The 26594-nt window shown below is 69.9% G+C and carries 27 protein-coding genes; 16 read left to right on the top strand and 11 right to left on the bottom strand.

Features of this window, described 5'->3' with window-relative positions:
• Window positions 1-200: 200 nt before the first annotated feature.
• Complete coding sequence (locus OID54_RS29860) at window positions 201-1226, top strand: right-handed parallel beta-helix repeat-containing protein (RefSeq protein WP_329024531.1); 1026 nt, start codon at window positions 201-203, stop codon at window positions 1224-1226.
• Window positions 1226-2278 carry a methyltransferase gene (locus OID54_RS29855; protein ID WP_329024530.1) on the top strand — a complete coding sequence of 351 codons (1053 nt, stop codon included), beginning with the start codon at window positions 1226-1228 and terminating at the stop codon, window positions 2276-2278. The genes OID54_RS29860 and OID54_RS29855 overlap by 1 nt, the downstream gene beginning before the upstream one ends.
• Window positions 2279-2380: 102 nt before the next feature.
• On the opposite strand, the gene OID54_RS29850 is transcribed toward OID54_RS29855, so the two are convergent.
• The 7 genes from OID54_RS29850 to OID54_RS29820 are packed head-to-tail and all read right to left on the bottom strand — an operon-like array spanning window position 2381 to window position 7674.
• The gene (locus tag OID54_RS29850; RefSeq protein WP_329024529.1) at window positions 2381-2713 is read right to left on the bottom strand and encodes a TcmI family type II polyketide cyclase; all 333 of its coding nucleotides are present in this window, start codon (window positions 2711-2713) and stop codon (window positions 2381-2383) included.
• A 22-nt stretch (window positions 2714-2735) separates the two neighbouring features.
• On the bottom strand, window positions 2736-3215 hold the full coding sequence (locus OID54_RS29845; protein WP_329024526.1) for an SRPBCC family protein: 480 nt from the start codon (window positions 3213-3215) through the stop codon (window positions 2736-2738).
• A 1-nt stretch (window position 3216) separates the two neighbouring features.
• Window positions 3217-3477, bottom strand: a complete 261-nt coding sequence (locus tag OID54_RS29840; protein ID WP_329024525.1) for an acyl carrier protein — start codon at window positions 3475-3477, stop codon at window positions 3217-3219.
• A gap of 51 nt (window positions 3478-3528) precedes the next feature.
• The gene (locus OID54_RS29835; protein ID WP_329024523.1) at window positions 3529-4791 is read right to left on the bottom strand and encodes a beta-ketoacyl synthase N-terminal-like domain-containing protein; all 1263 of its coding nucleotides are present in this window, start codon (window positions 4789-4791) and stop codon (window positions 3529-3531) included.
• Window positions 4788-6056 carry a beta-ketoacyl-[acyl-carrier-protein] synthase family protein gene (locus OID54_RS29830; RefSeq protein ID WP_329024521.1) on the bottom strand — a complete coding sequence of 423 codons (1269 nt, stop codon included), beginning with the start codon at window positions 6054-6056 and terminating at the stop codon, window positions 4788-4790. The genes OID54_RS29835 and OID54_RS29830 overlap by 4 nt, the downstream gene beginning before the upstream one ends.
• Window positions 6053-6496, bottom strand: coding sequence for a cupin domain-containing protein (locus OID54_RS29825; protein WP_329024519.1), 444 nt, complete (start codon window positions 6494-6496; stop codon window positions 6053-6055). The genes OID54_RS29830 and OID54_RS29825 overlap by 4 nt, the downstream gene beginning before the upstream one ends.
• A 56-nt stretch (window positions 6497-6552) precedes the next feature.
• On the bottom strand, window positions 6553-7674 hold the full coding sequence (locus tag OID54_RS29820; RefSeq protein ID WP_329024518.1) for a SchA/CurD-like domain-containing protein: 1122 nt from the start codon (window positions 7672-7674) through the stop codon (window positions 6553-6555).
• A 249-nt stretch (window positions 7675-7923) separates the two neighbouring features.
• Here OID54_RS29820 and OID54_RS29815 point away from each other — a divergent pair, with 249 nt between their 5' ends.
• Complete coding sequence (locus tag OID54_RS29815; RefSeq protein WP_329024516.1) at window positions 7924-9612, top strand: FAD-dependent oxidoreductase; 1689 nt, start codon at window positions 7924-7926, stop codon at window positions 9610-9612.
• A 125-nt stretch (window positions 9613-9737) separates the two neighbouring features.
• Entirely contained in the window at window positions 9738-12416 is a 2679-nt protein-coding gene (locus OID54_RS29810) for a SpoIIE family protein phosphatase (protein WP_329024514.1), read from the top strand.
• A gap of 86 nt (window positions 12417-12502) precedes the next feature.
• On the opposite strand, the gene OID54_RS29805 is transcribed toward OID54_RS29810, so the two are convergent.
• Window positions 12503-13225, bottom strand: coding sequence for a DUF1775 domain-containing protein (locus OID54_RS29805; RefSeq protein WP_329024512.1), 723 nt, complete (start codon window positions 13223-13225; stop codon window positions 12503-12505).
• 334 nt (window positions 13226-13559) lie between these two features.
• On the bottom strand, window positions 13560-14132 hold the full coding sequence (locus OID54_RS29800) for a histidine phosphatase family protein (protein ID WP_329024510.1): 573 nt from the start codon (window positions 14130-14132) through the stop codon (window positions 13560-13562).
• A 244-nt stretch (window positions 14133-14376) separates the two neighbouring features.
• On the opposite strand from OID54_RS29800, the gene OID54_RS29795 reads away from it, so the two are divergent.
• The 3 genes from OID54_RS29795 to OID54_RS29785 all read left to right on the top strand — a co-directional run bounded on the left by OID54_RS29795 (window position 14377) and on the right by OID54_RS29785 (window position 15909).
• Window positions 14377-14595, top strand: coding sequence for a CbtB domain-containing protein (locus OID54_RS29795; RefSeq protein ID WP_329024508.1), 219 nt, complete (start codon window positions 14377-14379; stop codon window positions 14593-14595).
• 44 nt (window positions 14596-14639) lie between these two features.
• Complete coding sequence (locus tag OID54_RS29790; RefSeq protein WP_329024506.1) at window positions 14640-15377, top strand: CbtA family protein; 738 nt, start codon at window positions 14640-14642, stop codon at window positions 15375-15377.
• Between the two features lie 136 nt (window positions 15378-15513).
• Window positions 15514-15909 carry a VOC family protein gene (locus OID54_RS29785; protein WP_329024504.1) on the top strand — a complete coding sequence of 132 codons (396 nt, stop codon included), beginning with the start codon at window positions 15514-15516 and terminating at the stop codon, window positions 15907-15909.
• Here OID54_RS29785 and OID54_RS29780 read toward each other — a convergent pair.
• Both OID54_RS29780 and OID54_RS29775 read right to left on the bottom strand, forming a co-directional pair.
• Window positions 15849-16583: a helix-turn-helix domain-containing protein gene (locus tag OID54_RS29780; protein WP_329024503.1), complete on the bottom strand. Its 735-nt coding sequence runs from the start codon at window positions 16581-16583 to the stop codon at window positions 15849-15851. The genes OID54_RS29785 and OID54_RS29780 overlap by 61 nt on opposite strands.
• 49 nt (window positions 16584-16632) lie before the next feature.
• Window positions 16633-17817, bottom strand: coding sequence for a YihY/virulence factor BrkB family protein (locus tag OID54_RS29775; RefSeq protein WP_329024501.1), 1185 nt, complete (start codon window positions 17815-17817; stop codon window positions 16633-16635).
• 17 nt (window positions 17818-17834) lie between these two features.
• On the opposite strand from OID54_RS29775, the gene OID54_RS29770 reads away from it, so the two are divergent.
• The 9 genes from OID54_RS29770 (at window position 17835) to cysD (ending at window position 26594) form a co-directional block, all read left to right on the top strand.
• Entirely contained in the window at window positions 17835-19469 is a 1635-nt protein-coding gene (locus OID54_RS29770) for an acyl-CoA dehydrogenase family protein (RefSeq protein ID WP_329024499.1), read from the top strand.
• A gap of 197 nt (window positions 19470-19666) precedes the next feature.
• A complete protein-coding gene (locus OID54_RS29765; protein WP_329024497.1) occupies window positions 19667-21019 on the top strand; it encodes a helix-turn-helix domain-containing protein in 1353 nt (450 codons plus the stop codon).
• 87 nt (window positions 21020-21106) lie between these two features.
• Window positions 21107-21670, top strand: coding sequence for a GNAT family N-acetyltransferase (locus tag OID54_RS29760; protein WP_329024495.1), 564 nt, complete (start codon window positions 21107-21109; stop codon window positions 21668-21670).
• Between the two features lie 600 nt (window positions 21671-22270).
• Window positions 22271-22354, top strand: a complete 84-nt coding sequence (locus tag OID54_RS29755; protein ID WP_329027864.1) for a putative leader peptide — start codon at window positions 22271-22273, stop codon at window positions 22352-22354.
• Window positions 22355-22539: 185 nt separating this feature from the next.
• Entirely contained in the window at window positions 22540-24237 is a 1698-nt protein-coding gene (locus OID54_RS29750; protein ID WP_329024492.1) for a nitrite/sulfite reductase, read from the top strand.
• Window positions 24234-24413, top strand: a complete 180-nt coding sequence (locus OID54_RS29745; RefSeq protein ID WP_329024490.1) for a hypothetical protein — start codon at window positions 24234-24236, stop codon at window positions 24411-24413. The genes OID54_RS29750 and OID54_RS29745 overlap by 4 nt, the downstream gene beginning before the upstream one ends.
• Window positions 24410-25108 carry a phosphoadenylyl-sulfate reductase gene (locus tag OID54_RS29740; RefSeq protein ID WP_329024489.1) on the top strand — a complete coding sequence of 233 codons (699 nt, stop codon included), beginning with the start codon at window positions 24410-24412 and terminating at the stop codon, window positions 25106-25108. The genes OID54_RS29745 and OID54_RS29740 overlap by 4 nt, the downstream gene beginning before the upstream one ends.
• Window positions 25109-25131: 23 nt before the next feature.
• The gene (gene cysC / locus OID54_RS29735; RefSeq protein WP_329024487.1) at window positions 25132-25665 is read left to right on the top strand and encodes an adenylyl-sulfate kinase; all 534 of its coding nucleotides are present in this window, start codon (window positions 25132-25134) and stop codon (window positions 25663-25665) included.
• Window positions 25662-26594, top strand: a complete 933-nt coding sequence (cysD, locus tag OID54_RS29730) for a sulfate adenylyltransferase subunit CysD (protein ID WP_329024485.1) — start codon at window positions 25662-25664, stop codon at window positions 26592-26594. Before cysC ends, cysD begins: the two co-directional genes overlap by 4 nt.

The raw sequence follows: 26594 nt of genomic DNA, 5'->3' as shown, positions 1-26594 counted from the left end.
ATGGGCGGGGGCGGCACCCACCCGGTGCGGACGGTGCGTCACCCCGCGCGGGGGCGTCCGAGCCGGCCGTCCCACCTCTTCGGGCGCCGAACCCATCCATCCGCCCCACCCCTGTGGCGAGTGGTCATGATGGCCCATAGCTTCGGCTCATGACGCAACAACATAAACGGCATAAGCGACAGATCGCATGTGTTGTGGGGATGACTGCGACACTCCTGACCGGCCTGGTCGCCACAGCGCCCACCGCCGCCTCGGCCGCCCCGCACCTCGTGCGCGCGGGCGAGTCCATCCAGGCGGCCCTGGACGCGGCCTCCCCCGGCGACACCGTCCTCGTCCTCCCCGGTACCTACCGCGAGAGCGTACGGATCACCACATCCGATGTGACCCTGCGCGGCTCGGGCACAAGGACCGTGCTCTCACCACCTGCCGGCGCCAAGGCCAGCGGCCCCTGTGCCGGCCACGGCATCTGTGTGGTGGGCACCGCCGATGAGGACCTCACGGACGTCTCCGTCCGGTCGTTGACCGTAACGGGCTTCCCGCAGCACGGTCTGTGGGCCTCCTACACCGACGGCCTGAGCGTGCGCGAGGTGACCGCCCGGGACAACGGAGTCTGGGGACTGGCCCAACAACGCTCCACCCGGGCCGTCTTCCGTGACAACACCGCCACCGGAAACGGTGACGCCGGCATCTTCCTCGCCAACGCCATCGACGCGGAGGGCGGGGCCACCGATGTCGACGGAACCCTGATCGCGGACAACCACCTGTCCGACAACCGCATCGGAATCACCGTACGACGGGTCCGCAACCTCACGGTCCGGGCCAATGAGATCTCCGCCAACTGTGCCGGGCTGTTCATCGTCGGCGACGAGTCGAAGCCGGCCGCGGGGGCGATGTCCGTCATCGGCAACACGGTCGAGCAGAACAACAAGCTCTGCCCGGCGACCCCCAGACTGCCCGCGATCCAGGGCTCGGGAATCGTACTGACCGGCTCCGAAGCGAGCATCATCCGCGGCAACAAGGTCCTGGACAACGTCGGCTCCCAGCCGATGTCCGGAGGCATCGTCCTGGTGCCGAGCATGGTGGGCGCCACCAACACCGACAACACCATCGAACACAACGACGTACGCGGCAACACCACCGCCGATCTGGTCCATCGCGGCGAAGGCAGCGGAAATACCTTCACCGGCAACGTCTGCCAGTCCTCCGAACCCGCAGGGATGTGCTGATGACCACGCTGAGCACCCGCCCCGACCAACCCGCATCGGCCGAGACGACCCCGCCACCAGCCATGCGGCTACGCGAACTCGTCTTCGGAGCGGCCGTATCGGCAGCCGTGCGGGCCGCGGCCCGACTGAAGGTCGCTGACGCACTCGACGACGTACCGGCAGCGGCGGAGAAGCTCGCCGCTGCGCTCGACGTCGAGCCAGGCCCGCTGCGCAGACTGCTGCGCGCGCTGTCCTGCTACGGCATCTTCGAAGAGCGCCCCGACGGCACGTTCGGCCACACCGCCATGTCCCGGATGCTGCGCGAGGACGACCCGCAGAGCCTGCGCGCCATCGCCCTGTGGTGCACCGAGCCCTGGACGTGGTCCGCCTGGCCGCGTCTCGACGATGCGGTGACCAGCGGCGGCATCGTCTTCCAAGAGCTCTACGGCAAGGGCTTCTTCGAGTATCTGCACCAGGACGCCCATGAGTCCGCGCAGGTGTTCAATCAGGCGATGACCACCTCCAGTCGGCAGTCGGCGGACGACGTCGCCCAACTGCTCGATCTCACGGGCGTTACCTCGGTCGCGGACATTGGCGGTGGCCAGGGCCATGTGCTCGCCAGTCTGCTGGAGAAGCACCCCAAGGTCCGTGGCTCCCTGCTCGACCTGCCCGATGTGGTGGCCAAGGCGGACCCCCGACTGAGGCCGGGCGGGGCCCTGGCGGACCGGGTGACGGTGGTGCCGGGCGATGCGCGGCGCGAGATCCCGATCGACGCCGACCTCTACATCATCAAGAACATCCTGGAGTGGGACGACGAGTCCACGCGCAGCACCCTGCGCAATGTGGTGGAGGCCGCCCGCCCGGGCGCCCGGGTGGTGGTAATCGAGAACCTGGTCGATGACACTCCGTCGATGAAGTTCACCACCGCGATGGACCTGATGCTGCTGCTGAACGTGGGCGGGGCCAAGCACACCAGGGAGTCCCTGGTGCAGCGCATGACCCAGGCGGGTCTGGCTCCGCTCGTGGTGCGTCCGGTGAACGCCTACCTCCATGCGTTCGAGTCCACCGTGTGAGCGCTCTGCGTCCCGGCTCGACCCAACGCCCGGTGCCCCGGCCCCTGTGACAGGGGCCGGGGCACCGGGCGTTGGACCCGCCTAGTTCAGGTCTGACGCTGTCTAGCGCGTCCAGGTGTAGAACTGACGGGCCATCGCGTCCTTGGGGCCGCGCCAGGTCTCCGGGTCGTACGGGCTGATGTAGGCGTTCAACCGGTCGCTCAGCCCACGGAACTCCGGGTGGTCCGTCACCTTCGCGATCTCGGGGCCGGGGGGCCGGTCCGCCTCGATCAGGTGCAGATACACATCGCCGAACTGGAACAGGCTGCGCCGGGTGACCCCGACGAGGTGCGGCAGTTCGCCCTCGTCGGACTCGGCGAAGAGCCGGGCGATGCCATCGGCGGAATCAGGGGCCATCTTGGCCACGATCAGCGTGCGATGGGTGGTGTCGGCCATCTCCACTGCCCTTTCGTCCGGCTTATCCGGCGGCCGGGGCCGCCGTGCGGCGCTCCCGGTCCCGCTGCTCGATCTTGTCCCGGATCAGGGCGAGTTGGATTTTGGAGTTGCGGTTGATGTTGTCGGTCATCCACTCGTCGTCGACCGGCGCGTCCGGCTTCATGGCGAAGTCCTGCCGCCAGTGCATCTTGGTGCCGCCGGGCACCTCGGTGTACTCCCAGTGGATGTCCATGTGCTGGAAGGGGCCGGTCTCCACCCGACGCGCCCGCACGGTGCGGCTGGCCCGGTCGGGAGTGCGTTCGGAGACCCAGCTCCACACCTTGCCGTTGTCGTCCGGGTGCATGGTCAGCCGGAAGGTGGTGGTGTCCCCCTGCCGCTCCAGCACCTCGACCGATGCGTACTCGCTGAAGAGCTGCGGCCAGTTCTCCAGGTCGTTGGTGATCTCCCAGACCAGGTCCAGGGGTGCGGCGACGGTGATCTCGTTCTCGGTGTGTCCGGGCACTTCAGGCTCCGCTCTTGGTGAGGGTGTTGTTGACGAGTGCGAGGAATTCCCGCGGGGTGGCGCACTTCTCCGCATCCGCGGGCATCGAGGCACCGCGGTGGTTCTCCAGGGCGGCGACGATGCCGAGCAGGCCCAGCGAGTCCAGGCCGTAGGCGTCGAAGCGCGAGTCGAGGTTGTCCGCCAGGTGCTCGGGTTCGACGGCTATTCCGGCGTTCTTGCGCATCAGGTCGGCGAGTTCCTGAGGGGTCAGGGCGTCAGACATGGGGTGTTCTCCTTGGGTGTGGCGTTCTCGATCTGTCGACCCGTCGATGCCTCAGTCGGGGTCGGCGATCCGTACGACGAGCGCGGCGTTCGACCCCATCAGCCCCCGGCTGAGCACCAGGGCGGTGCGCAGGGACGCACGACGGGCCCTACCGGTGACGACATCGATGTCATGGCAGACGTCGAAGACGTTGGGCGTGGGCGGGACGAGACCGTGCTCCATGGCCAGGACCGCGGCGGCCACATCGAGTACCGGACCCCCGCAGTAGGCCCGCCCGATGCCGGTCTTCGGTGCGGTCACCGGGACCCGCCGGCCGTGCTCGCCCAACGCGTCGACGAGGGCAAGTGCCTCGGCCCGGTCCGCTGCGGGCGTCCCGAGCGCATCGGCGAAGACGACGTCCACCTCCTCCGGAGCGCAGTCGGCCTCGGCGAGCGCACCCTGGATCGCCCGGGCCAGGCCCTGGCGCGACTCCTCCCAGCGGGAGGGGCCGGTGAACGTGGCCGCATGTCCGGCGATGCGGGCCCGGGGCCGGGCGCCGCGTCGTCGAGCCGCTGCGGCCTCCTCGACGACGAGCATCGCGCCGCCTTCGGCCGGTACGAAACCGTGCGCGTCCCGGGTGAAGGGCCGGTAGGCGCGCGTGGGGTCATCGCTGGTGGACAGGTCCTCATAGCCGAGTTGGCACACGACCGAGTACGGCGCGAGGGGCGCCTCAGCGGAGCCGACGACGACCGCGCCCGTGCCGCGGGCGATGGCGCCCGCGGCATGGGCGAACGCGTCCAGACCGCCCGCCTCATCGCTGCACACCACCCCACAGGGCCCCTTGAAGCCGCCGCGGATCGATATCTGACCGGTGCTCGCGGCGTAGAACCAGGCGATGGACTGGTACGGGCCCACGAACCGGGGGCTCTTGCCCCACAGCTCCTGGAGCTCGCGCTGGCCGAACTCGCCCCCGCCCGAGCCGGACGCGGTGACTACGCCGACGTCGAACGGAGAGTCCTCGTAGTCCGCCCGGCCCAGCCTGGCGTCCGCGAGGGCGAGATCGGCCGCCGCCATCGCGAAGTGGGTGAACCGGTCCGTCTGCACGAGGAAGCGGTCCTCGACCATGGTCCCCGGGTCTAGGTCGCGGACCTCGCCTCCCACCTTCAACGGCAGGTCCGCGCACCCCTCGCGGGTGATCCGGTCCAGGACGCTGATGCCCTCCTGGGTGGACTTCCAGAAGACGTCGGCGCCGATCCCGTTCGGGGCGATCACACCGATTCCGGTGATCACCGCGTCCCGGCGGGCCGGATCGCGTTGTGTACGGGAGCCGCTCATGGTGCCCTCCCATCGGGCCTGGTCATGACGACCGCGGACTGGAACCCGCCGAAGCCGCTGCCCACGGAGAGCACATTGCGCAGCTTCCGGGCCCGGGCGGTGCGCGGAACGTAGTCCAGATCGCACTCGGGGTCCGGGGTCTCGTAGTTGGCGGTCGGCGGTACGACCTGGCGGTCCATGGCGAGTACACAAGCGACCAGCTCGATCGCGCCGATCGCGCCCAGCGAGTGCCCCACCATCGACTTGATGGAGCTCATGGGCGTGTCGTAGGCGTGCGCGCCGAGGGAACGCTTGACCGCGGCGGTCTCGTGGCGGTCGTTCTGCTTGGTGCCCGAGCCGTGCGCGTTGACGTAGTCGATGGTCGAGCTGTCGATCCGGGCGTGCGCGAGGGCGGTGTCGATGGCGCGGGCCATCTCCAACCCCTCGGGGGTCAGCCCGGTCATGTGGTACGCGTTGCCGAAGGTGGCGTACCCACTGATCTCGCAGTACACGGTGGCACCGCGGGCCCGGGCGTGCTCCAACTCCTCCAGGACGAGCACCGCACCGCCCTCGCCCATGACGAATCCGTCCCGGTTGGCGTCGAACGGCTTGGACGCATGGGCGGGGTCGTCGTTGTTGGGCGAGGTCGCCTTGATGGCGTCGAAGCAGGCGACCGTGATGGGGGAGATCGGCGAGTCGGACGCACCGGCGATGCAGATGTCGGCGCGGCCCTCCTCGATGGAGTGGAAGGCGTACCCCACGGCGTCGAGTCCCGAGGTGCAGCCCGTGGAGACGGTTTGCACCGGGCCGTGTGCACCGATCTGTTCGGCGACCGCCGAGGCGAGCGTGCTGGGCGAGAAGGCCCGGTGCAGGTCCGCACCCGCCGGGCGGTGGTCAACGTCCCAACGCTCCCCGCGGGAGGACACGGCGACGTAGTCGCGCTCCAACCGGGTGGTGCCACCGACCGCCGTGCCCAGCGAAACACCGATGCGCCACGGGTCCTGCTGCTCGGGGTCGAGCCCCGCGTCGCGTATCGCCTCCCGGGCGGCCACCAGCGCGAACTGGATGTACCGGTCCGAGCGGGCCGCCTCGACCGGGTCGAGTCCGTGTGCGTCGGGGTCGAAGTCGACTTCGGCGGCGATGCGGGAGCGGAACCCCTCCGGGTTGAAGAGGGTGATGCCCCGGGTGGCCGTACGCCCGTTCTCCAGGAGGTTCCAGAACGCCGGGGCGCCGACACCGCCGGGGGCCACGACGCCCACCCCGGTGACCGCCACCCGCCGCTTCATGAGACCGCCCCGGACCGTTCCGGTGGCCTGCCCTCGTCGACGGCCGCGGCGTTCTCGGGTGCCTCGGTGTCGACGTGGCCCAGTTCGGGGCGGGGTGCGAGCGGACCGAGGTGGAAGACCATGCGGGCCTCGACATTGCCGACGTTGCGGAACCTGTGCCGCATGTTGAGCGGGATCAGCAGTCCCTGGTCGGGGCGGAGCTTGTGGGTCTCGCCGTCCAGGTCCACTTCCAGGAGGCCGCTCACCACATAGATGAACTCCTCGGAGTACGGGTGGTAGTGCTCGGCGATGCGCTCACCGGGCTGCACGATCGCCAGGCCCATGAACCCACTGGTCGCCCCCACCGCGGTAGGGGTGAGCAGGGCACGCAGATCGCCTCCGCGGCGGGTGTTGGGCAGGGTCTCGCTGAGGTCCACGATGCGTGGGCTGTGCGTGGTCATTCTCGTTCCTCCAGTTAGCCGCGGACGGCTTCGGCCGGCCGCGGAGCCGGGCAGGGTCAGGACTCGGGCGGGGCATAGCGGTCGGTGATGAGCTGCATGTCGGCGTCGCGGAGGAAGCGGGAGATCTTCGCTTCGTCGCCCTCGGCGACCCGGTCGCCGCCGATGAGCAGTCGGGCGAGGGTCGCCGCCTTGCGGTGGCCCTGGATCCCGAGCGCGAGCGAGGGGTGGCCCGTCAGCGGCCCGCTCACATCGATCAGCCGGACGACGAGGTCGTCACGTTGGAAGACGGTGCTGCTCGCCACCGGACTGCGCGGATCGTCGGCGGCGATCTCGTCCTGCTGGGCGAGGAACCGGGCGACCGCGAGCCCGCAGTCGGCCTTGGCCCGGTAGAACAGCGCATGCCGGTTGACCTCGTCGCTGTTCCGGCCGTCGGCAGCCACGTGGTGGACCGCCGGGAGCGCGGCCCGGGTGAAGAAGAGCCGGGCGGAGTTGGGGTCGTCCAGGTCCCGGTCCTGCTCCAGATAGGGGTTGATGGCCTCTTCGACGGCCCGTACCTCCGGCTGTCGTGAGACATGGCGCAGTGCGGCCATCAGGTCGCCCTGCACCTCGATCGCGCGCACGATCCGGTTGCCCTGCATGAAGAGGGATGTGCGGCGCAGCCGGGTGTGTTCGTCGACGCGGGCGGCCGGTGAGCTGTAGCCGGCCAGGATCTTGGCGACGGCCTGCTCGCTGCCCGGCTTGACGGTGAAGGTCAGGGCGTGGCGCACCACGCCCTCGCCGACGCGGGCGGCTGCCTGTAGCCCTTGGCGGGCGGAGGGGTGGGTGGCGACGAAGGGCTGCCCGGTCTCGCGGAGCACGCTGAAGCGCAGCGAGCGGGTGTCCCGGACACAGCTGTGCAGGGGCTGGACGGTCTCCACGTGTTCCTCGCTGTTGACCCAGGCGAGGAAGGGGGGTGCGCTCTCCCACTCGCTGGTGATGAGCCATTGCGAGGGGTTCTCGATCGACTGGCAGAGCTGGTCGCTGATGTGGCCGGGCACCGAGGCCACGTGGTTGCGCATGTGCTCGTACGCCTCAAGGAACTGCTTCTGGGCTCCGTCGTGGAGGTCCAGCAGCAGAATGACCCGCAGTCGTGAGCCATCGAAGGCGGACTGCGATATCCGTTCCGACAGGGTGGTCATCCCTTTTCACACTCCTTCGCGACTGAGCCGCCGCCACAGGGATGGCCCGTCGTCAGTCGTCAGTGGGAAATCCGCCCGCGGCGGCCCTCGGTGGGGTCGGGCCGCTGCGGAGATGTGCGCGATCGCCCGCTGGGCGCGAAGGCGCTCTCGTGAATCGATCGTGGTCCGGTACCACGTGTGGCGCGAGTGATGGGCACCATGCGGGTGAATGGGCGAGGCAACCACCGGCCCGGTGGGCACACAAACTGCATGGAAGAGCCCCCAGCAAACACCACCGAGACCACTGTTCACCGGGTGCCGGTACTGATCGTGGGCGGGTCCCTGGTGGGCCTGTCCACGTCGATGTTCCTCAGCAGGCACGGCATCGGGCATCTGCTCGTCGAGAAGCACTCGGGTACCTCGACCCATCCCCGGGGCCGCGGGATCAACGTCCGTTCGATGGAACTGTTCCGCCGCGCCGGGGTGGAGGGTGAGATCCGCGAGGCCGCCGCCGTCCTCTCCGACAACCACGGCATCCTCCAGGCCCGATCGCTGACCGGCGACGACCAGGAGTGGCTGTTCAAGGAGATCGACCCGGGTGGCGGGCTGGCCCGGATCAGCCCGTCCGGCTGGTGCCTGTGCAGCCAGAACGACATCGAGCCCGTGCTCGCCCGGCATTCGCGCGAGTACGGGGCCGAGTTGCGGTTCTCCACCGAACTCCTGACCTTCGACCAGGACTCCGACGGGGTGACCGCCGTCGTCAAGGACCATCTGACGGGTGAGCACACCACCGTGCGCGCGGACTATCTGGTGGCGGCCGACGGGCCGCGCAGCCCGGTGCGGGAGCAGTTGCGCATCGGGCAGAGCGGCAACGGCGAGCTGTTCCACAATGTGAGCCTGACCTTCACCTCCCGTGGGCTCGCGGCGATCGTCGGCGACCGGCGGTTCATCGTCTGCTACCTCACCGAGCAGGACGCCGATGGTGCCCTGCTGCCGGTGGACAACGCGGAGCAGTGGGTGTTCCACGTGCCCTGGCACCCGGAGCGGGGCGAGACGCTGGAGGACTTCACCGACGAGCGCTGCCGTGAGCACATCCGCAGGGCGGTCGGGGCCCCGGACCTCGATGTGGAGATCACCGGAAAGGCCCCGTGGCACGCCGCCGAACGGGTGGCTCTGCGCTACGGCGACGGCCGGGTGCTGCTGGCGGGCGACGCCGCGCACGAGATGTCGCCGACCGGGGCCTTCGGTTCCAACACCGGCATCCAGGACGCCCACAACGTGGCCTGGAAGCTGGCGGCCGTGCTGGGGGGCTGGGCGGGCCGTTCGCTGCTCGGCACCTACGGCGAGGAGCGGATGCCGGTGGCCCGGGCGACCAGCGAGCGGGCGTCGGCCCGCTCCGTCGAGCACAGCCACCCCGGCTACACCCCGGCCATCACCCCCGGTGGCGGCCCCCAGGGCGGCGTCCTCACCGTGGCCATGGGGTACGGGTACCCCTACGGTGCGGTCATCGGTGCGGACGCCGGGCGCCCGGTGGTGCCCGGCGAGCTCCGGCTCATCGGTGAGCCGGGCACCCGCGCCCCTCATCTGTGGGTGGTCAGGGCGGGCGAGCGGTTGTCGACGCTGGACCTGTACGAGCGCTCCTTCGTACTCCTGTGCGGCGCGGGATCTCCCTGGGCGGACGGGGGTCGAAGGGCAGCCGCCCGGCTGTCGGTTCCGCTGGACGTGTACGCCGTGGGCAGTGGCGCGGACGCCGATCTGGTCCCCGAGGTGGGGCCGGAGTGGGCCGAGCGGCACGGGCTGTCGGACGACGGCGCGCTGCTGGTCCGCCCGGACGGTTTCGTCGCCTGGCGCTCCCGCGGAGGGGCGTCGGACGCGCAGGAGACCGTGGCCGCCGCACTGGTCGAACTCCTACGGCTGAGCTCATTGCCGGAGGCTCCTGGCGCGGTGCACGGGCGGTAGCCGGCCGGCCGCGTCATCGGCGGTCATCCGGCGGCCGGGACCGATCCGTCCCCGTCGTCCGGGTGGCCGCCGTGTTCCACGGTGCGCGAGCAGCCCGCCGTTCACGGGAGGTGTAGAAAGAGGACATGGCCCAACGGAACAGCCGGCGCTCGGTACTGGGGATGAGGACCGTCGCGGGGCAGGTCTTCCTCCTCCAGGTGGCGATCGTGCTGCTGCTCGTCGCCACGTGCATCGTCGCGCTCGTCCTCCAGTCGCACGCCGACAGCGAGAACGAGGCGGTCAGCCGGTCGCTGGCGGTGGCGGAGACGTTCGCCAACTCGCCGGGCATGGACGCGGCGCTCAAGAGCGATGCGCCGGCGGTGATCCTCCAACCACGCGCCGAGGCCGTACGCCAGGACGCAGACGTCGACTTCCTGGTGGTCGTCGGCAGGGACGGCACCCGCTACACCCATCCGGTGCCGGGGCTGATCGGGAAGAAGTTCACCGGCGATCTACGGGCCGTCCTCGACGGCGACACGGTCACCAGGAAACTCGACAGCGGCATCGGCCCGTTGGTGCAGGTCGCGGTCCCGGTCCGGGACCGCGACGCCTCCATCATCGGTGTGGTGTCGGCCGGGGTGACGTTGGAGCGGGTCAGCGGGGCCGCCAACGACCAGTTCCCCCTGATCTTCGGTGCGGCGGGCCTGGTGCTGCTGCTCACCACGGTCGGCGCGGCGCTGGTGAGCAAGCGGCTGCGCCGCCAGACCCGCGGGCTGGGCCCCGAAGAGATGACCCGGATGTACGAACACCATGACGCGGTGTTGCACGCGGTCCGCGAGGGCGTCCTCATCGTCGGTGAGGAGGGGCGACTCCTCCTCGCCAACGACGAGGCACGGCGACTGCTCGACCTGCCCGCGACCGTGGAGGGCCGTCGGGTGGGCGAGGTGGGGATGGAGCCGCAGACCGCCGAGCTGTTGGAGTCCGGCCGGGTGGCCAGCGATGAGATACACCGGGTGGGTGATCGGCTGCTGGTGGTCAACCAGCGGCCCACCGATCAGAACGGTGGCCCCCCGGGAAGCGTGGCGACCTTCCGGGACACCACCGAACTCCAGGCGCTCAGCGGCCGGGCCGACATCGCCCAGGGGCGGCTGAAGCTGCTGTACGACGCCGGTGAGGAGATCGGCACCAAACTCGATGTCGTGCGCACCTGCCAGGAGCTCGTGGAGTTCGCGATCGGCAGGTTCGCCGACTACGCGACCGTCGATCTGGTGGAGGCGGTCCTGCGCGGCGAGGAGCCGATGAAGAGCGGCGCCGGCGCGGACATGCGAAGGATCGCCGCGGACGGTCATGGCCTCGACACCGCCCACTTCCAACTCGACACCGTCATCCGCTATCTGCCCTCCACCCGGCTCGGTGACGGGCTGAACCGCGGTGAGGCGGTGTTGGAGCCGGTCCTCGGCACCTTCAACGGGTGGGAGCAGCAGGCACCGGAGCGGGCGCGGGCGTTGGTGGACGCCGGATTCCATTCGATGATCGCGGTTCCGCTGCGGGCGCGCGGTGCCATCCTCGGCTTGGCCATCTTCTGGCGGGCGGAGCGGCCCGAAGCCTATGACGAGGAGGACCGTTCCGTCGCCGAGGAACTGGTGGCCAGGGCCGCGGTGAGCGTGGACAACGCCCGCCGCTACTCGCGCGAGCACACCATGGCCGTCACCCTGCAACGCAGTCTGCTGCCTCGCGGGCTGCCGGAGCAGGATGCCCTCGACGTCGCCTTCCGGTACCGCCCGGCGCAGGCGGGTCTCGGTGGCCTCGGCGGGGTGGGCGGGGACTGGTTCGACATCATCCCGTTGCCCGGTGCCCGGGTGGCGTTGGTGGTGGGGGACGTGGTGGGGCACGGACTGCACGCCGCCGCCACCATGGGCCGGCTACGGACCGCGGTGCACAACTTCTCCACCCTGGACCTGCCTCCCGACGAGTTGTTGTGGCACCTCGACGAGTTGGTGACCCGCATCGACCAGGACGAGGCCGAGGGCGGTGTGGAAGCGGGTGTCACCGGGGCCACCTGTCTGTACGCGATCTACGATCCGGCGTCGGGGCGGTGCACGATGGCCCGTGCGGGGCATCTGCAACCCGTGGTCCTGCGGCCGGACGGCACCGCCGAGATCGCCGACGTACCGGGCGGACCGCCGCTGGGGCTCGGGGGTCTGCCGTTCGAGACCCTGGAACTGGAGCTGGAGCGCAATAGCTCGCTCGTCCTGTACACGGACGGTCTGGTGGAGGATCGCGACAGGGACATCGACGTGGGTCTCGACCTGCTGTGCGACACCCTTCGCGGGCATCCCGACCGGACCCCGGAGGAGATCTGCGAGGCGGTGCTCGACGCCATGCTGCTCGAGCCGCAGCGGGACGACATCGCCCTGCTGGTGGGGCGCACCAAGGTCTTCGAGTCCAGTGAGGTCGCCGACTGGGAGGTGCCGAGCGACCCTTCGGCGGTGGCCGAGGTACGGGCCGCGGTCGCCCTCAAGCTCGACGAGTGGGGTCTGGAGGACGAGGCGTTCACGACCGAACTGATCCTCAGCGAGTTGGTGACGAACGCCATTCGGTACGCCACCGGACCGATCCGGGTACGGCTGATCCGGGAGCGCACCCTGATCTGCGAGGTGTCGGACCGCAGCAGCACTTCACCGCATCTGCGGCAGGCCACCATCACCGACGAGGGTGGCCGGGGGCTGTTCCTGGTGGCGCAGTTCGCCGATCGCTGGGGGACGCGCTACACCCCTGGCGGCAAGGTGATCTGGACGGAGCAACCGCTGCCGCCTGACGACTGAGCCTGGGCAGCGCCCCGGCCCCTCGCTCTGGCACCGGGTCCCCGGGTGTGGTGCGGGGGAAGGACTCCCCCGCACCACCGCTCACCTCAGGACTGAGCGCTGGAACGGCGCTTGAACACCCACATGATCACGCCGCCAGCGACCACGACGACCAGTGCGAGCACACCGATCGCGATCCCCATGCCGCCGTTGTCCTTGGTCTCCTCGCTGGCCTTGGCCTGCTCTCCGGAGCCCCCGTTGCTGCTCGAACCGCCGTCCGTGCCCTTGTCCGACGAGGAGGCGGGCGTCTTGCCGGGGGAGACCGGCGTACCCTCCCACTCGGCCTTCTTGTCGGCGGACTTCAGCTTGAGCACCGGAGCTGGGTTCTCCGTCTTCTTGCCGTCCTTGGGCTCCTCGACCCAACGGGCCAACTTGCCGTCGCTGTAGGTCTCCACGGTCTTGAAGACCAGGGACTTTGCGTCGGGCAACTGCTTCACCTGAATGCTGTACACGGCGTCCTCGCCCACCGCGAGCGGCTTGCCGGTGAGGGTGAATCCGCCCTGGGCCTGGGCCAACTGCCAGCCCGCGGGGCCCTTCTTGAGGCTGACGGCGCCGGGGCTGATGCCCTCGGGCAGGACGACCTGGAGCATGGCGAGGCCCGCCGTCTTGGATTCGCCGGCCGAGGTGAAGGTCAAGGTGACCTCCTTCGCCAGGGCGCGGGCGTCGGACGCGGTCACACCCGCGTGAGCCGAGGCAGGTGTGGCCACGGCCAGGGCCGCGGTCAACGCCAGGGCCCCGGACAGGGCTATCCGCAGGGGTGCGTTGCTCATGGTTCTCCTCGTAACAAATCGTGGGGGGACGGGAGGCGCCGAGGCACGCCAAGGGCTCCCGCGTGGGGGTGGAGTGCCGTGGCAAGGGTGGGGGTCCACGTCATGGCGGGCCCATCATTCACGACGCAGCCCGCCAAAGGTGGCTGGTTGCGATATCTGGCGCCACTCCTCCCCCACGAGTCCCGTCGCATGGCACAGCCACCTATGCAGGGGCAGGAGTTTTCAACGGATACGCCGGAAGAATCCCCCGGTACAGCACCGCTCGGCGCATGGGGCTCCGCGACCGATCCGCGCAGCGGTGTCACACGACTCGGTACGGGGTTCCAGTGACCGCCTAGCTTCCTGATCCGCCCAGGGGCCTGCCGCAGTGCAGGTTCCAACGCCCCTGTCTCCCACTGAGTTCGGTGAGTGTCAGCGGCCCCACATCGAGGCGCCAGAACGTCTCCGGCGCCAAACCCAACGCGACGATCGTCACGGCCCGCACCACGGCGGGCTCCACCACGGCCAGCACCCGCCGCGCGGGCAGCGATTCCAACCACTGCCCCACACGCACCGACAACTGCCGTAGCGATTCGCCCCCGTGCGGAGCGGCTGCGGGGTCCCGCAGCCAGAGGGCGAGGGCCTCGGGTTCGGATTCGCCCACCTCGGCCAGCGTCCGACCGGCCCAGTCGCCGACGTGCAAGTCCGCGAGCGCCTCGACCGCCTCGGCCCGCAGTCCCAACGCTTCGGCGGTCTCACGGCAGCGCAACGACGATCCCCGCAGCAGCAGATCCGCCCGCGGCACATCGTGGACCGCCGCGGCGGCGGCGCGCACCCCGCTCTCGTCCAGCGGGCCCAGCCCACCGAACCGCGCCTCCCGCAGGTCCACCGTCATCGCAGGTGAAACGAGCATCACCCGTACCGTCATCGTCACACTCCCCAACTGTCCTATCCCTCAACGGCACAAGAACATCACGGTGTCCCGCGCCATGGCGGCAGCCGCCCCACAGGCGGTACGGTCGCGTGGACATGACGACGGTGTGAAGGAAGTCCGGTGAGAATCCGGCACGGTCGCGCCACTGTGTACCCGCAACCGCTGCGGGAAGTCAGACCCGGCACCTTCGTCTCAGGCACCACGATCGGGACGCGTCGTTCCCCCAGGAGGTTCTGCCATGGCCCAGTCCGCTGCGCCCGCCACCCCCGCCGCACCGGCCATCACCCCCATCTCGCTGAAGGCCATCGCCCCCTGGGCCGCCTTCGTCGGAGTGCTGATGCTGGTCCTGCTCTACTTCGTCGGCGCCGAACAGGGCGCCACATCCCTCGTCTCCGGCGAGAACGTGCACGAGTGGGTCCACGACGGACGCCACCTCCTCGGCTTCCCCTGCCACTGAGAATCCCCCGCTCCACACCGCTCGACATCCCCAGGGGAACGTCCATGAACTCCATATCCGTCAGAGACCTGCTCATCCGCGGCATGCTTGCGGGCCTGATCGCGGGGGCCGTCGCCATGGCCGCCGCCTACTTCCTCGGCGAGGGCCCGGTGGACGCGGCCATCGCGTTCGAGGAGAGCCACAGCCATGAACACGGCGGCGAAGAACTCGTCAGCCGCGCCCTTCAGTCGACCGCCGGCCTGGCCACCGGTGTGTTGGTGTTCGGGGTGGCCGTCGGTGGCATCGCCGCCCTCGCCTACTGCGTCGCACTCGGTCGCATCGGCGGGTTCGGCCCGCGCGCCACGGCCGCACTGGTCGCCGGCGGTGCCCTGCTGACCGTCTATGTGGTGCCGTATCTGAAGTACCCGCCCAACCCGCCCGCGGTCGGCGACCCCGACACGATCGGGCAGCGCACTGCGCTGTACTTCCTGATGGTCCTGCTCAGCGTGCTGCTCGCGGTGGCCACTGTGATCCTTGGCCGACGGCTCACGGCCCGGCTCGGCAACTGGCACGCAACGGTCGTCGCGGCGGCGGGATTCCTCCTCGTCACCGGGCTCGCCTTCGCCTTCCTGCCGTCCTTCAACGAAGTGCCCAAGGGCTTCCCCGCCACCGTGGTGTGGGAATTCCGCTTGGCGACCCTGGCCATCCAGGCCACCCTGTGGACGGTCTTCGGGCTGGTCTTCGGAGAACTCGCCGAGCGTCTGCTCACGGCGAAGAAGCCGCTGTCGGCCGTCGCGGGCTGATCACTGCCTCCCCGGCGCCGCCGCCCGCACCACGGGGGCGGTCGGCGCCCGGGCATCCGAAGGAACAGGGAATCGGCACGGCCGTCCGTCCGATTCGTTCAAGACGTACCGCGCCACCACTGCCTACGGTGGGCCCATGACTCCACGACTCGATGCGATCGGCATCGTCACCGCCGACATGGCTGCGTCCCTCGCCTTCTACCGTCGACTGGGCCTCGACATCCCCGCGGACGCGGACACCGCCCCTCATGCCGAGGCGACCCTGCCCAGCGGCTTGCGCGTGATGTGGGACACCGAGGCGACCATCGCCTCCTTCGACCCCACGTGGCAGCGGCCCGCCGTAGGTGGGGAGCGGGTGGGTCTCGCCTTCCTCTGTGCCGATGCGGCGGAGGTGGACTCGCTCTACGCCGAGTTGATCGAGGCGGGCCACCAGGGGCATCTGAAGCCCTGGGACGCGGTCTGGGGACAGCGCTACGCGGTCGTGCTCGATCCGGACGGCTGTGGCGTCTCCCTCTTCGCCGACGCACGGTAGTCGCTGAGCGTCATACCGGTGAGGGCGCGCATCTCCCGCGCGAGATGGGCCTGATCGGCACAGCCCGAGCGGGTCGCGGCGGTGGCGTAGGAGACCCCGAGCCGGACGAGGCCCAGCGCCCGCTGGAGCCGCAGGATCCTGGCCAGGGTCTTGGGCCCGTAGCCGAAGGCTTCACGGGAACGACGGTGGAGATGCCGGGTGCCGAGGCCGGCCACGGCTGCGACGGCGGCGACCGGCTCCCCCGCGGCCAACCGGCGCACAATGTCGCCCACCAGGGGATCGGGCCGGCGCGCCCGGGCCGCGGCAGTCCGCGCCACCGCCTCCAGGGCTGCGCCGGGGTCGTCGGCCTCGTCCACCCTCCCGGTGAGCCCGCGCGCCCGGGAGACGCCCCAGAGGTCGTCCAGATCCACCCGTAGATCGCGCAGTTCGTGCGCCGGAACGCCCAGGACGGCCGGCGCGGTCCCCGGTGCGAAGCGCACCCCGGCGTACCGGGCCCCGGGAATCGGGTCCGGCAGATGGGAGCGGGTGTCGGGTCCGGCCACGAGCAGCCGGCCGGGCGTCCAGATCAGGTCCATGCATCCGTCGGGGAGCACCGGAGAGATGATCGCGCCCTCGGTGGGGGTCACGGTCCAGACGACGGCGCCGTCGAGCCCGGCGGGCCGTTCTTCGTACATGCGGTCGAGGGTAGTACGCCGTCCGGCAGCGTGCGGTCGACCGGTGTCCTCACTGCCAGGGGTAGTCGTCCCGGTCCGGGGGCGGCGACGACTTGTGCGGATCTCGGCCCGTATGGAGTCGGGACTTGACGTCGTCCGGGGGTAGGAAGCGCGACCAGCGCTCGGGGAACTCGGACGGCATATCCCCCGACCCCTCGTCGTCATCGTCGTCATCGTCGTCGCCGACGCTGTCGTAGAGGTGGGCGGCCCGCGCCCGTGCGACCAACTCGGCCGCCTGTTCCGCGCGCAGCCGCTCGTTGGCGGCCCTGGCTGCGGCAGTCGCGGCGGCCGGCCACACCCGGTCGATGGCCGCGTTAACCGCCGCGCCCACCAGAACCGCGAAGGCCGAGATGCCGATCCACAGCAGGACGGCGATCGGCGCCGCCAACGAGCCGTAGATCGTGGGTCCCTCGACGGTGTTGGTGAGGTAGATCCGCAGCAGGAAGCTGCCGAACACCCACATGCCCAGGGCGACCAGCGCGCCGGGAACGTCCTCGATCCAGGGCGAGCGCACCGGAACCGACACGTGGTAGAGCGTGGTGAGGAAGGCGATCGTCAGCAGGCTGACCACCGGCCAGTACAGGATGGTCACCAAGGTGGTGCCCCACGGCAGCAACGCCACCACCCGATCGGGTCCGACGACCGCCAGCGGCAGCACCACCGCACCGATGAGCAGGGCGATGAGGTAGAGCAGGAACGCCAGCAGTCGGGTGGCGACGATGCCGCGCTGGCCGTCGAGGCCGTACATCACGGTGATCGTGTCGATGAAGACGTTGACCGCCCGCGACCCCGACCATAGGGCGATGGCGAAGCCGATCGAGATGATGTCCGGACGGCCGCCGTGGGTGACGTCCTCCAGCAGCGGTCTGGCGATGTCGTTGACACCCCGGTCGGACAGGACGGTACCGACGGCGTTAAGGATGTTCTCCTCGATGGAGGCGACCGTGGTGGTGTTGGTCCAGTCGTCTATGTATCCGAGGAGTCCGATCAGCCCGAGCATCAGGGGCGGCAGGGACAGCAGCGTGAAGAACGCGGCTTCGGCGGCGAGCCCCAGGATGCGGTACTCGATGCACGAGTTGACCGTGTCCTTCAGCAGCAGCCATGTCATCTTCCGCTTGGAAACGTTGCGGTAGAGGACTCGCGCTCGATGGAGCCGGCCCGACGGCCGCTCGGGTGTTTCATTTGCTGCCTGCACCTCCTTACCGTATCGGCATGGCAGCGAGCACCCACACAGTGACCAACCAGCCTCCGCCCCTGGTGGGGTACGACGTCTACGCAGCGGACCAGGCGCTGACCGAGGCCGTGGAGCGACACGTCGTCCCCGAGGCGCTCGACGAGGCCCGGGCCGAGCTCACGGAGTTGGGCCGTGCTTCCGGTTCCGCGCAGGTGCAGCGCTGGGGAGCACAGGCGAACGAGCATCCGCCCCGATTGCACACGCACGACCGGTACGGGAACCGGATCGACGAGGTCGAGTTCCACCCGGCCTGGCACCGACTCCTCGGACACGCCGTGTCCGCGGGCCTCACTGACGCCTGGAGCCGACCGTCGGGGCAGGTGCGCAGGGCGGCGGGGTTCTTCGTGTGGACCCAGGCCGAGGCCGGGCACGGCTGTCCGCTGTCGATGACCCATGCCGCGGTGCCTGCGCTGCGCACCGATCCGGAACTGGCCGCCCGCTTCGAGCCCCGGCTGACGTCACGGACGTACACGGCGGATCTGCTGCCCCCCGAGGCCAAGGCGGGCCAACTGCTCGGCATGGGGATGACGGAGAAGCAGGGCGGCAGCGACGTACGGACCAACACGACGTCGGCCCGCGCGCTGGATGCGTCCGGGGAATACCTGCTGACGGGCCACAAGTGGTTCTGTTCCGCGCCCATGTCCGACGGGTTCCTGGTGCTGGCGCAGGCCCCCGGCGGGTTGACGTGCTTCCTCCTGCCCCGGGTGCTGGAGGACGGCACGCGCAACACCTTCCGCATCCAGCGCCTCAAGGACAAGTTGGGCAACCGGTCCAATGCCTCGGCCGAGGTGGAGTTCGCCGACACCTGGGCACGGCGGGTCGGTGAGGAGGGCCGTGGGTTGCGCGCCATCCTGGAGATGGTGGCCGCCACCCGGCTCGACTGCGTCGTCGGCTCGGCGGCCTTGATGCGGCAGTCGGTCGCGCAGGCGATCCACCACTGCTCGTACCGCGGCGCGTTCGGCGGGCCACTCGTCGACAAACCGCTGATGCGCAATGTCCTGGCCGATCTCGCCCTGGAATCGGAGGCGGCGACCGCTCTGGCCCTGCGGCTGGCCGCAGCCGTCGACAGTGGCACCGAGGAGGAGCGGGCATTCGCCCGGCTCGCGGTCCCGGCTGCCAAGTACTGGGTGACCAAACGCTGTACGCCCGTGGTCGCCGAAGCCCTGGAGTGTCTCGGCGGCAACGGCTACGTTGAGGATTCCGGGCTGCCCCGGCTGCTGCGGGAGTCACCGCTCAACTCCATCTGGGAAGGGGCGGGCAACATCCAGGCGCTGGATGTGCTGCGGGTCCTTCAGCGCGAGCCGCTGGCCCTGAACGCCTTCCTCCAGGAAGTGGGCAAGGCTCGTGGGGCGGACCACCGGTTGGACCGGGCGATCAGGGATCTACTGACGGACCTGGCGGATCTGGAGGGAATCGAGGCACGGGCCAGGCGGGTGACCGAGCGCATGGCCACGGTGCTCCAGGGGTCGCTCCTGGTGCGGTGGGCCCCGTCGGAGGTGGCGGACGCCTTCTGTGCATCCAGGCTCGGCGGGGACTGGGGAACTGCGTTCGGGACGCTGCCGCACACGATGGCACTGGGGGCCGTGGTGGACCGGGCCCGCGCCGTGGAGTGAGCAGGAGGCCGGGCGGGGGCCCGAGGGGGTGGTCACCGAACGGCGACCACCATCAGAGATGATCATGCTCAGGGTGGTGCCGCGCCGACACGGCACCACCCCTCGCGCTGTACACCTTCGTACACACGAACACTCGTTCGCGAGGGTTGCAAGAGGTTGCAGCCCGCGTGCCCGTCGCCGTCCAGGAGGAACATCGCGTGCAGACCAGACCGATCGACCTGGCCCGCCTCGCAGCGATGGACACCGGGGAGGCCGCCCGGCTGCTGAAGGGCATCCGCGAGGACGCCCTCATCGGGCGGCGCTCGGCCGTCGGCCCCCGTACCGTGATCGGGGAGTCCTGGCAGCGGCTGCTGCACCGGGGGCTCGACCCCGACCGGGACCGTCAGGTCGGACTGCTGTCCCGCGAGGAGGTCGAACGCCGCCGCGACACCTCCCCGCTGCGTGAGGTGCTGCATGTCCTGCGGGACGGACTGGTGTCGGTGGCGGAGGCGGCGCAGCACATCATGTTGGTCTCGGACTCCGACGGTCGACTGCTGTGGCGCGAGGGCAAGACATCGGTCCTGCGCAAGGGCGACGCCCACGGCTTCGTCCTCGGGGCAAACCTCGCCGAGGAGTACGTGGGCACCAACGGCGTGGGGACGGCCCTCGTGGTGGGCCGACCGGTCCAGGTGCACGCCGCCGAACACTTCGTCTCCGCGCACCACAGTTGGACGTGCACCGGTGCGCCGGTGACCGATCCGCGCGACGGCAGGTTGCTGGGCGTCATCAACGCCAGCGGACCGTTGTCCACCATGCATCCGGCGACGCTGCCGCTCGTCACCTCCATCGCCCGTTTGGCGGAGGCCGAACTGCGGCAGCGGCATTCCACGGCACTGGACCGGCTGCGGAGCGTCGCGTCCCCGTTGCTGTGCCGGCTCACCGGCCGGGCGATGGCGGTGGACGCCGACGGCTGGCCCGCAGCGGTGACGGGCATGCACCTTCCGGGGCGGCTTCGGCTGCCCACGACGCCGACGGCCGGTCGGCTGTGGCTGCCGTCGCTGGGCCTGTGCGTCCTGGAGCCGCTGCCGGGGGGCTGGCTGGTGCGGGTGGTCGAGGAGCACTCCAGCGGTACGGCCCGGGTGGTGCTGGATCTCCGTCGACGCCACCGTGCATCGGTCTCGGTCCACGGCGAGGCGGGCAGTTGGACCCAGGGGCTCAGCCCGCGCCATGCGGAGCTGTTGTATTCATTGGCGAGGAACCGTGGCGGGCTGAGCGCCGCGCAACTGGCACAGGACCTCTTCGGTGACGCGTCACGCACCGTAACCATACGGGCGGAGATGTCCCGTTTACGACGGCATCTGGCACAGGTGCTGGCCAGCCGCCCGTACCGGTTCGCGGACTGTGTGGAGGTGGAGGTCCTGGAACTGGCCGCCCGCCCGCTCTCCGAGCCGGACACTCTGCGGAACGACCCGGACCACGAGCATGGCCACGCGAACCAGAGCACGAACGAGAACGAGGGCCAGAGCCAGGGGCAGGGTCAGGGGCAGTTCGTTCCGGTGGGTCCGGTGTAGCGGGTCGCCACCGCCCCCGCCAGCGTGACCGGTATCGCACCCGGCACGGCTTTGGCCTGGGGTGATCGGCATGATTCCCTGGCATTCATGAGCATCAGCATGACCACCTGGTCCCTGGAGCAGACGTCCCCGGCCGATCAGCGCCCCTCGGCGACGGCCGGCAATGTGCGGATCGTCCGCGCCGAGGTACCTTCGCCCGAGTTCAGCCGTTTCCTCTATACGGCGGTGGGCGGAGACATCCACTGGACGGATCGACTCCCCATGACCTACGCGGAGTGGGACGCGGCGCTCACCCGACCCGGCACGGAGACGTGGGTCGCCTACGAAAGCGGCACCCCCGCCGGGTACGCGGAGATCGAGGCGCAGGAGGGCGGCGCGGTGGAGATCGTCTACTTCGGACTCATCCCCGCGTTCCGGGGACGCCGCATCGGTGGCCATCTGTTGTCGTACGCGGTGGCCAGGGCCTGGGACCTGGCGGAGCGCTGGCCGGACCTGGAGCCGACCAAGCGGGTCTGGCTCCACACCTGCTCCAAGGACGGCCCGCACGCGATGGACAACTATCTGCGCCGCGGATTCATGGTGTTCGACACCAAGGTGACCGAAGAAGAGGAGACGGTGACGCCGGGCCCCTGGCCCGGCGCGCGCCCCTGACGCAGCTCCGCACGCGAGGGCCGCCGCATCCATCGTCGACCGCCGCCCGACGATGGGTGCGGCGGTCCGGTGCGTCGGATACACCGATCCCGGACCTCGCGCCTCGGTCGATGTGCCGCCCGACGAAACCCCCCTACACACCCGCACGCACCCCCGAGCGGACCGGACCGCACCCCTATCGCCCCTCCTACGCGCCCCTGTTTACCCGCGAGATACCGGTGAGATACCCGTGAGCGGTCGGCCGGTCGGGACCGCCGAGGCCCCAAGCCCCTCCGGTCCCGACCGCCGCACCGCGTGGCACTCCCACACCCTCGACCCCTGCCGCAGCACCGAAGCAGGCCGGCCGGACGGGACCAGCGCCGAGGCAGCCGCGGAACCTCCATCACCGGCGCATCACCTCGACGAACAAGAGATGATATTCCGGGCAGCGATTCGATGGGCGATGGCCTCCGACCCCATGCCAGTCCCCGGCCCGACCAGCCCCCGGGCCGAGCAATCGACGGTGAGCGCCAACAGGGGGAGTCTCGCGATGCGAGACATCACTGTCCGACATATGGATGATGGTGGACTGCCATCGGACCGCCGTGCCACGCTTCCGTCATGTCTCGGACTGGAATTGCCTTGGTGAGTCGACGCCACGTCGACCTCGGCCGCATGTCCAGCGCCATCTGTCCCGCCTGCTGACAGCCCAGCACCGCCGAGCATTTCACCGTCTGAGCCCCACAGAGCACCGCCAGCCCCCGCTGAGTCACCGAGCCCGCAGCCGTCGCACTTAGCCCCTTGGGTTCACCTGCCCTGCGCACCGTCGCGCGCCCTCACGAGTGTGCAGCTCAGAGCCGCCCTCCTGTTGTCTCGAAGGACATATCGCCATGGCCGCCACCCCGGACAAGCCCGCCCCCGCAGTGTCCCGCCGTAGAACCGGACGTCACCGCGGCGAAGGCCAGTGGGCCGTTGGCCACATGACGCCCCTGAACGCCAACGAGCAGGCCAAAAGGGACGACGACGGCCTCAATGTGCGGACGCGCATTGAGACGATCTACGCCAAGCGCGGCTTCGACTCCATCGACGGTGCCGATCTCCGCGGCCGGATGCGCTGGTGGGGCCTCTACACCCAGCGCAAGCCCGGGATCGACGGCGGCAAGACCGCGATCCTGGAGCCGGAGGAGCTGGACGACAAGTACTTCATGCTCCGGGTGCGCATCGACGGCGGACGGCTGACGACCCACCAGCTCAGGGTCATCGGCGAGATCTCCCAGGAGTTCGCCCGCGGCACCGCCGACATCACCGACCGGCAGAACGTCCAGTACCACTGGATCCGCATCGAGGACATGCCCGAGATCTGGCGGCGGCTCGAAGCCGTCGGCCTCTCGACGACCGAGGCGTGCGGTGACACCCCGCGCGTCATCCTCGGCTCGCCCGTCGCGGGCATCGCCGAGGACGAGATCATCGACGGCACCCCGGCGATCGATGAGATCTACCGCCGGATCGTGGGCAACAAGGACTTCTCCAACCTGCCCCGCAAGTTCAAGTCGGCCATCTCCGGATCACCACTGCTCGACGTGGCCCACGAGATCAACGACATAGCCTTCGTCGGCGTTCACCACCCCGAGCTCGGCCCCGGATTCGACGTCTGGGTGGGTGGCGGCCTCTCCACCAATCCGAAGATCGGAGTGCGCCTCGGCACCTGGGTCTCCCTGGACGAGGTGCCCGATGTGTACGAAGGCGTCATCTCGATCTTCCGGGACTTCGGCTACCGGCGACTGCGCACCCGTGCACGGCTGAAGTTCCTCGTCGCCGACTGGGGCCCGGAGAAGTTCCGCCAGGTCCTCGAAGACGACTACCTCCAGCGAAAGTTGGCGGACGGGCCCGCGCCCGAGCGTCCCGTACAAGAGTGGCGCGATCACGTGGGAGTCCACCGTCAGCGGGACGGCCGGTTCTACGTCGGGTTCGCACCGCGTGTGGGACGCGTGGACGGCACCACCCTGCTGAAGATCTCCGAGCTCGCCGCCGAGCACGGTTCCGACCGGCTGCGCACCACCGCCGAGCAGAAGATGATCGTGCTCGACGTGCCCGAGGACCGGGTCGACTCCCTGGTGGAGGGCCTGGAGGCACTCGATCTGCGGGTGACCCCCTCGCCGTTCCGGCGCGGCACGATGGCCTGCACCGGCATCGAGTTCTGCAAGCTCGCGATCGTGGAGACCAAGGCGCGCGCCGCCTCGCTCATCGACGAGTTGGAGCGCCGGCTGCCCGAGTTCGACCAGCCGATCACCATCAACGTCAACGGCTGCCCCAACGCCTGCGCCCGCATCCAGGTCGCGGACATCGGCCTCAAGGGCCAACTGGTCCTGGACGACTCGGGCAACCAGGTGGAGGGCTTCCAGGTCCACCTCGGCGGTGCCCTCGGCCTCGACCCCGGTTTCGGCCGCAAGGTCCGCGGACTCAAGGTCACCTCCGCCGAACTGCCCGACTACGTCGAGCGGGTGGTGCGTCGTTTCCAGGACGAGCGCGAGGAGGGCGAGCGCTTTGCCACCTGGGCGGCCCGCGCCTCCGAGGAGGCCCTGTCATGAGCGAGCGCGCCGCCCCCTTCTACTGCCCCTACTGCGGCGACGAGGATCTGCGTCCCAATGAGCAGGGCCACGGCGCATGGGAATGCGCCGCCTGCAACCGGGCCTTTCAGTTGAAGTACCTCGGGCTGCTCGCCCGTGGATTTCAACGCAAGGACACCGGAGGGGAAGAGATATGACGGTCACTCACCAGACCAATCTCCAAGAACTCGCCGAACGTGCCGGTCGTGATCTCGAAGAGGCATCCGCCCTGGAGATCCTCACCTGGGCCACCGAGACCTTCGGCCCCCGGTTCTGTGTGACGTCGTCCATGGAGGACGCGGTCGTGGCCCACCTCGCCTCCCGGGCGCTGCCCGGGGTGGACGTGGTGTTCCTCGACACCGGATACCACTTCCCCGAGACCATCGGGACCCGGGACGCCGTCGCCGCGGTGATGGACGTCCGGTTGATCACCCTCACCCCGCGTCGCACCGTGGCCGAGCAGGACGCCGAGCACGGCCCCCGGCTGCACGACCGCGACCCCGATCTGTGCTGCAAGCTCCGCAAGGTCCAGCCGCTCGAAGAGGGGCTGACCGAGTACGACGCATGGGCGACCGGCCTGCGTCGCGACGAGTCACCGACCCGTGCGAACACCCCGGTCGTGGGGTGGGACGCGCGTCGGCGCAAGGTGAAGGTCTCCCCCATCGCCCGGTGGACCCAGGACGACGTCGACACCTACGTCGCCGAGTACGGAGTGCTCACCAATCCCTTGCTGATGGACGGCTACGCCTCCGTGGGCTGCGCCCCCTGCACCCGTCAGGTGCTTGAGGGCGAGGACGTGCGCGCCGGCCGCTGGGCCGGGCGGGGCAAGACGGAATGCGGACTGCACGGCTGATGACGACGCTGGGAGACGAAAACGTGACTGGGGCCACCATCTGGCTCACGGGCCTGCCGAGTGCCGGCAAGACCACCATCGCCCTGGCGTTGGCGGAACGCCTGGCCGCCGACGGACGGCGGGTCGAGGTGCTGGACGGCGACGAGATCCGTGAGTTCCTCTCGGCGGGTCTCGGCTTCAGCCGTGCGGACCGGCACACCAACGTGCAGCGGATCGGCTTCGTCGCCGAACTGCTGGCGTCCAACGGGGTGACCGTCCTCGTACCGGTGATCGCGCCCTACGCCGACAGCCGGGACGCGGTCCGCAAGCGCCATGGCGCAGAAGGCACGTCCTATGTGGAGGTGCACGTCGCCACTCCGCTGGACGTGTGCTCCGAGCGCGATGTGAAGGGGCTCTACGCCCGTCAGGCCGCGGGGCAGATCAGCGGTCTCACCGGGGTCGACGACCCCTACGAGGTGCCGCTCGCCCCCGATCTGCGCATCGAGTCGCAACACCAGACCGTGCAGGAGTCCGCGGCAGCGCTGCACGCGCTGCTCACCGAGAGGGGTCTCGCATGATGGCGCTCGCCGATGTCCAGGACACCGACAGTCCCTATGCGCTCAGCCACTTGGACGCCCTGGAGTCCGAGGCGGTCCACATCTTCCGCGAGGTGGCGGGGGAGTTCGAGCGACCGGTGATCCTGTTCTCCGGCGGCAAGGACTCCATCGTCATGCTGCACCTGGCGCTGAAGGCGTTCGCGCCGGCCGCGGTGCCGTTCACGCTGCTGCACGTCGACACCGGACACAACTTCCCGGAGGTCCTCGAATACCGGGACCGCACGGTGGCCCGGCACGGGCTGCGGCTGCACGTCGCCTCCGTGCAGGATTACATCGACGCCGGCAAGCTGCGCGAGCGGCCCGACGGCACCCGCAACCCGTTGCAGACCGTGCCGCTCACCGAGGCGATCCAGGAGCACCGCTTCGACGCGGTGTTCGGCGGCGGGCGCCGCGACGAGGAGAAGGCACGTGCCAAGGAGCGGGTGTTCTCGCTGCGGGACGAGTTCTCCCAGTGGGACCCGCGCCGGCAGCGGCCCGAACTGTGGCAGCTCTACAACGGGCGCCACGCCCCGGGCGAGCATGTGCGGGTCTTCCCGTTGTCGAACTGGACCGAGCTGGATGTCTGGCAGTACATCGCACGGGAGAAGATCGAGCTGCCCGAGATCTACTTCGCCCATGAGCGCGAGGTGTTCAAGCGCTCGGGCATGTGGCTGACCGCGGGCGACTGGGGCGGGCCCAAGGGCGCCGAGCAGGTGGAGACCCGGCTGATCCGCTACCGCACCGTGGGGGACATGTCCTGCACGGGCGCGGTGGACTCCGAGGCCACCACCCTCGACGCGGTGATCGCCGAGATCGCCGCTTCCCGGCTCACCGAGCGCGGCGCCACGCGCGCCGACGACAAGATGTCCGAAGCCGCCATGGAAGACCGCAAGCGCGAAGGGTACTTCTAA

It is taken from the genome of Streptomyces sp. NBC_00690, from assembly GCF_036226685.1.
Lineage (GTDB): Bacteria > Actinomycetota > Actinomycetes > Streptomycetales > Streptomycetaceae > Streptomyces.
The sequence above is the reverse complement of the archived record's forward strand: the minus strand, read 5'-3'. Positions and strand labels throughout refer to the sequence as shown.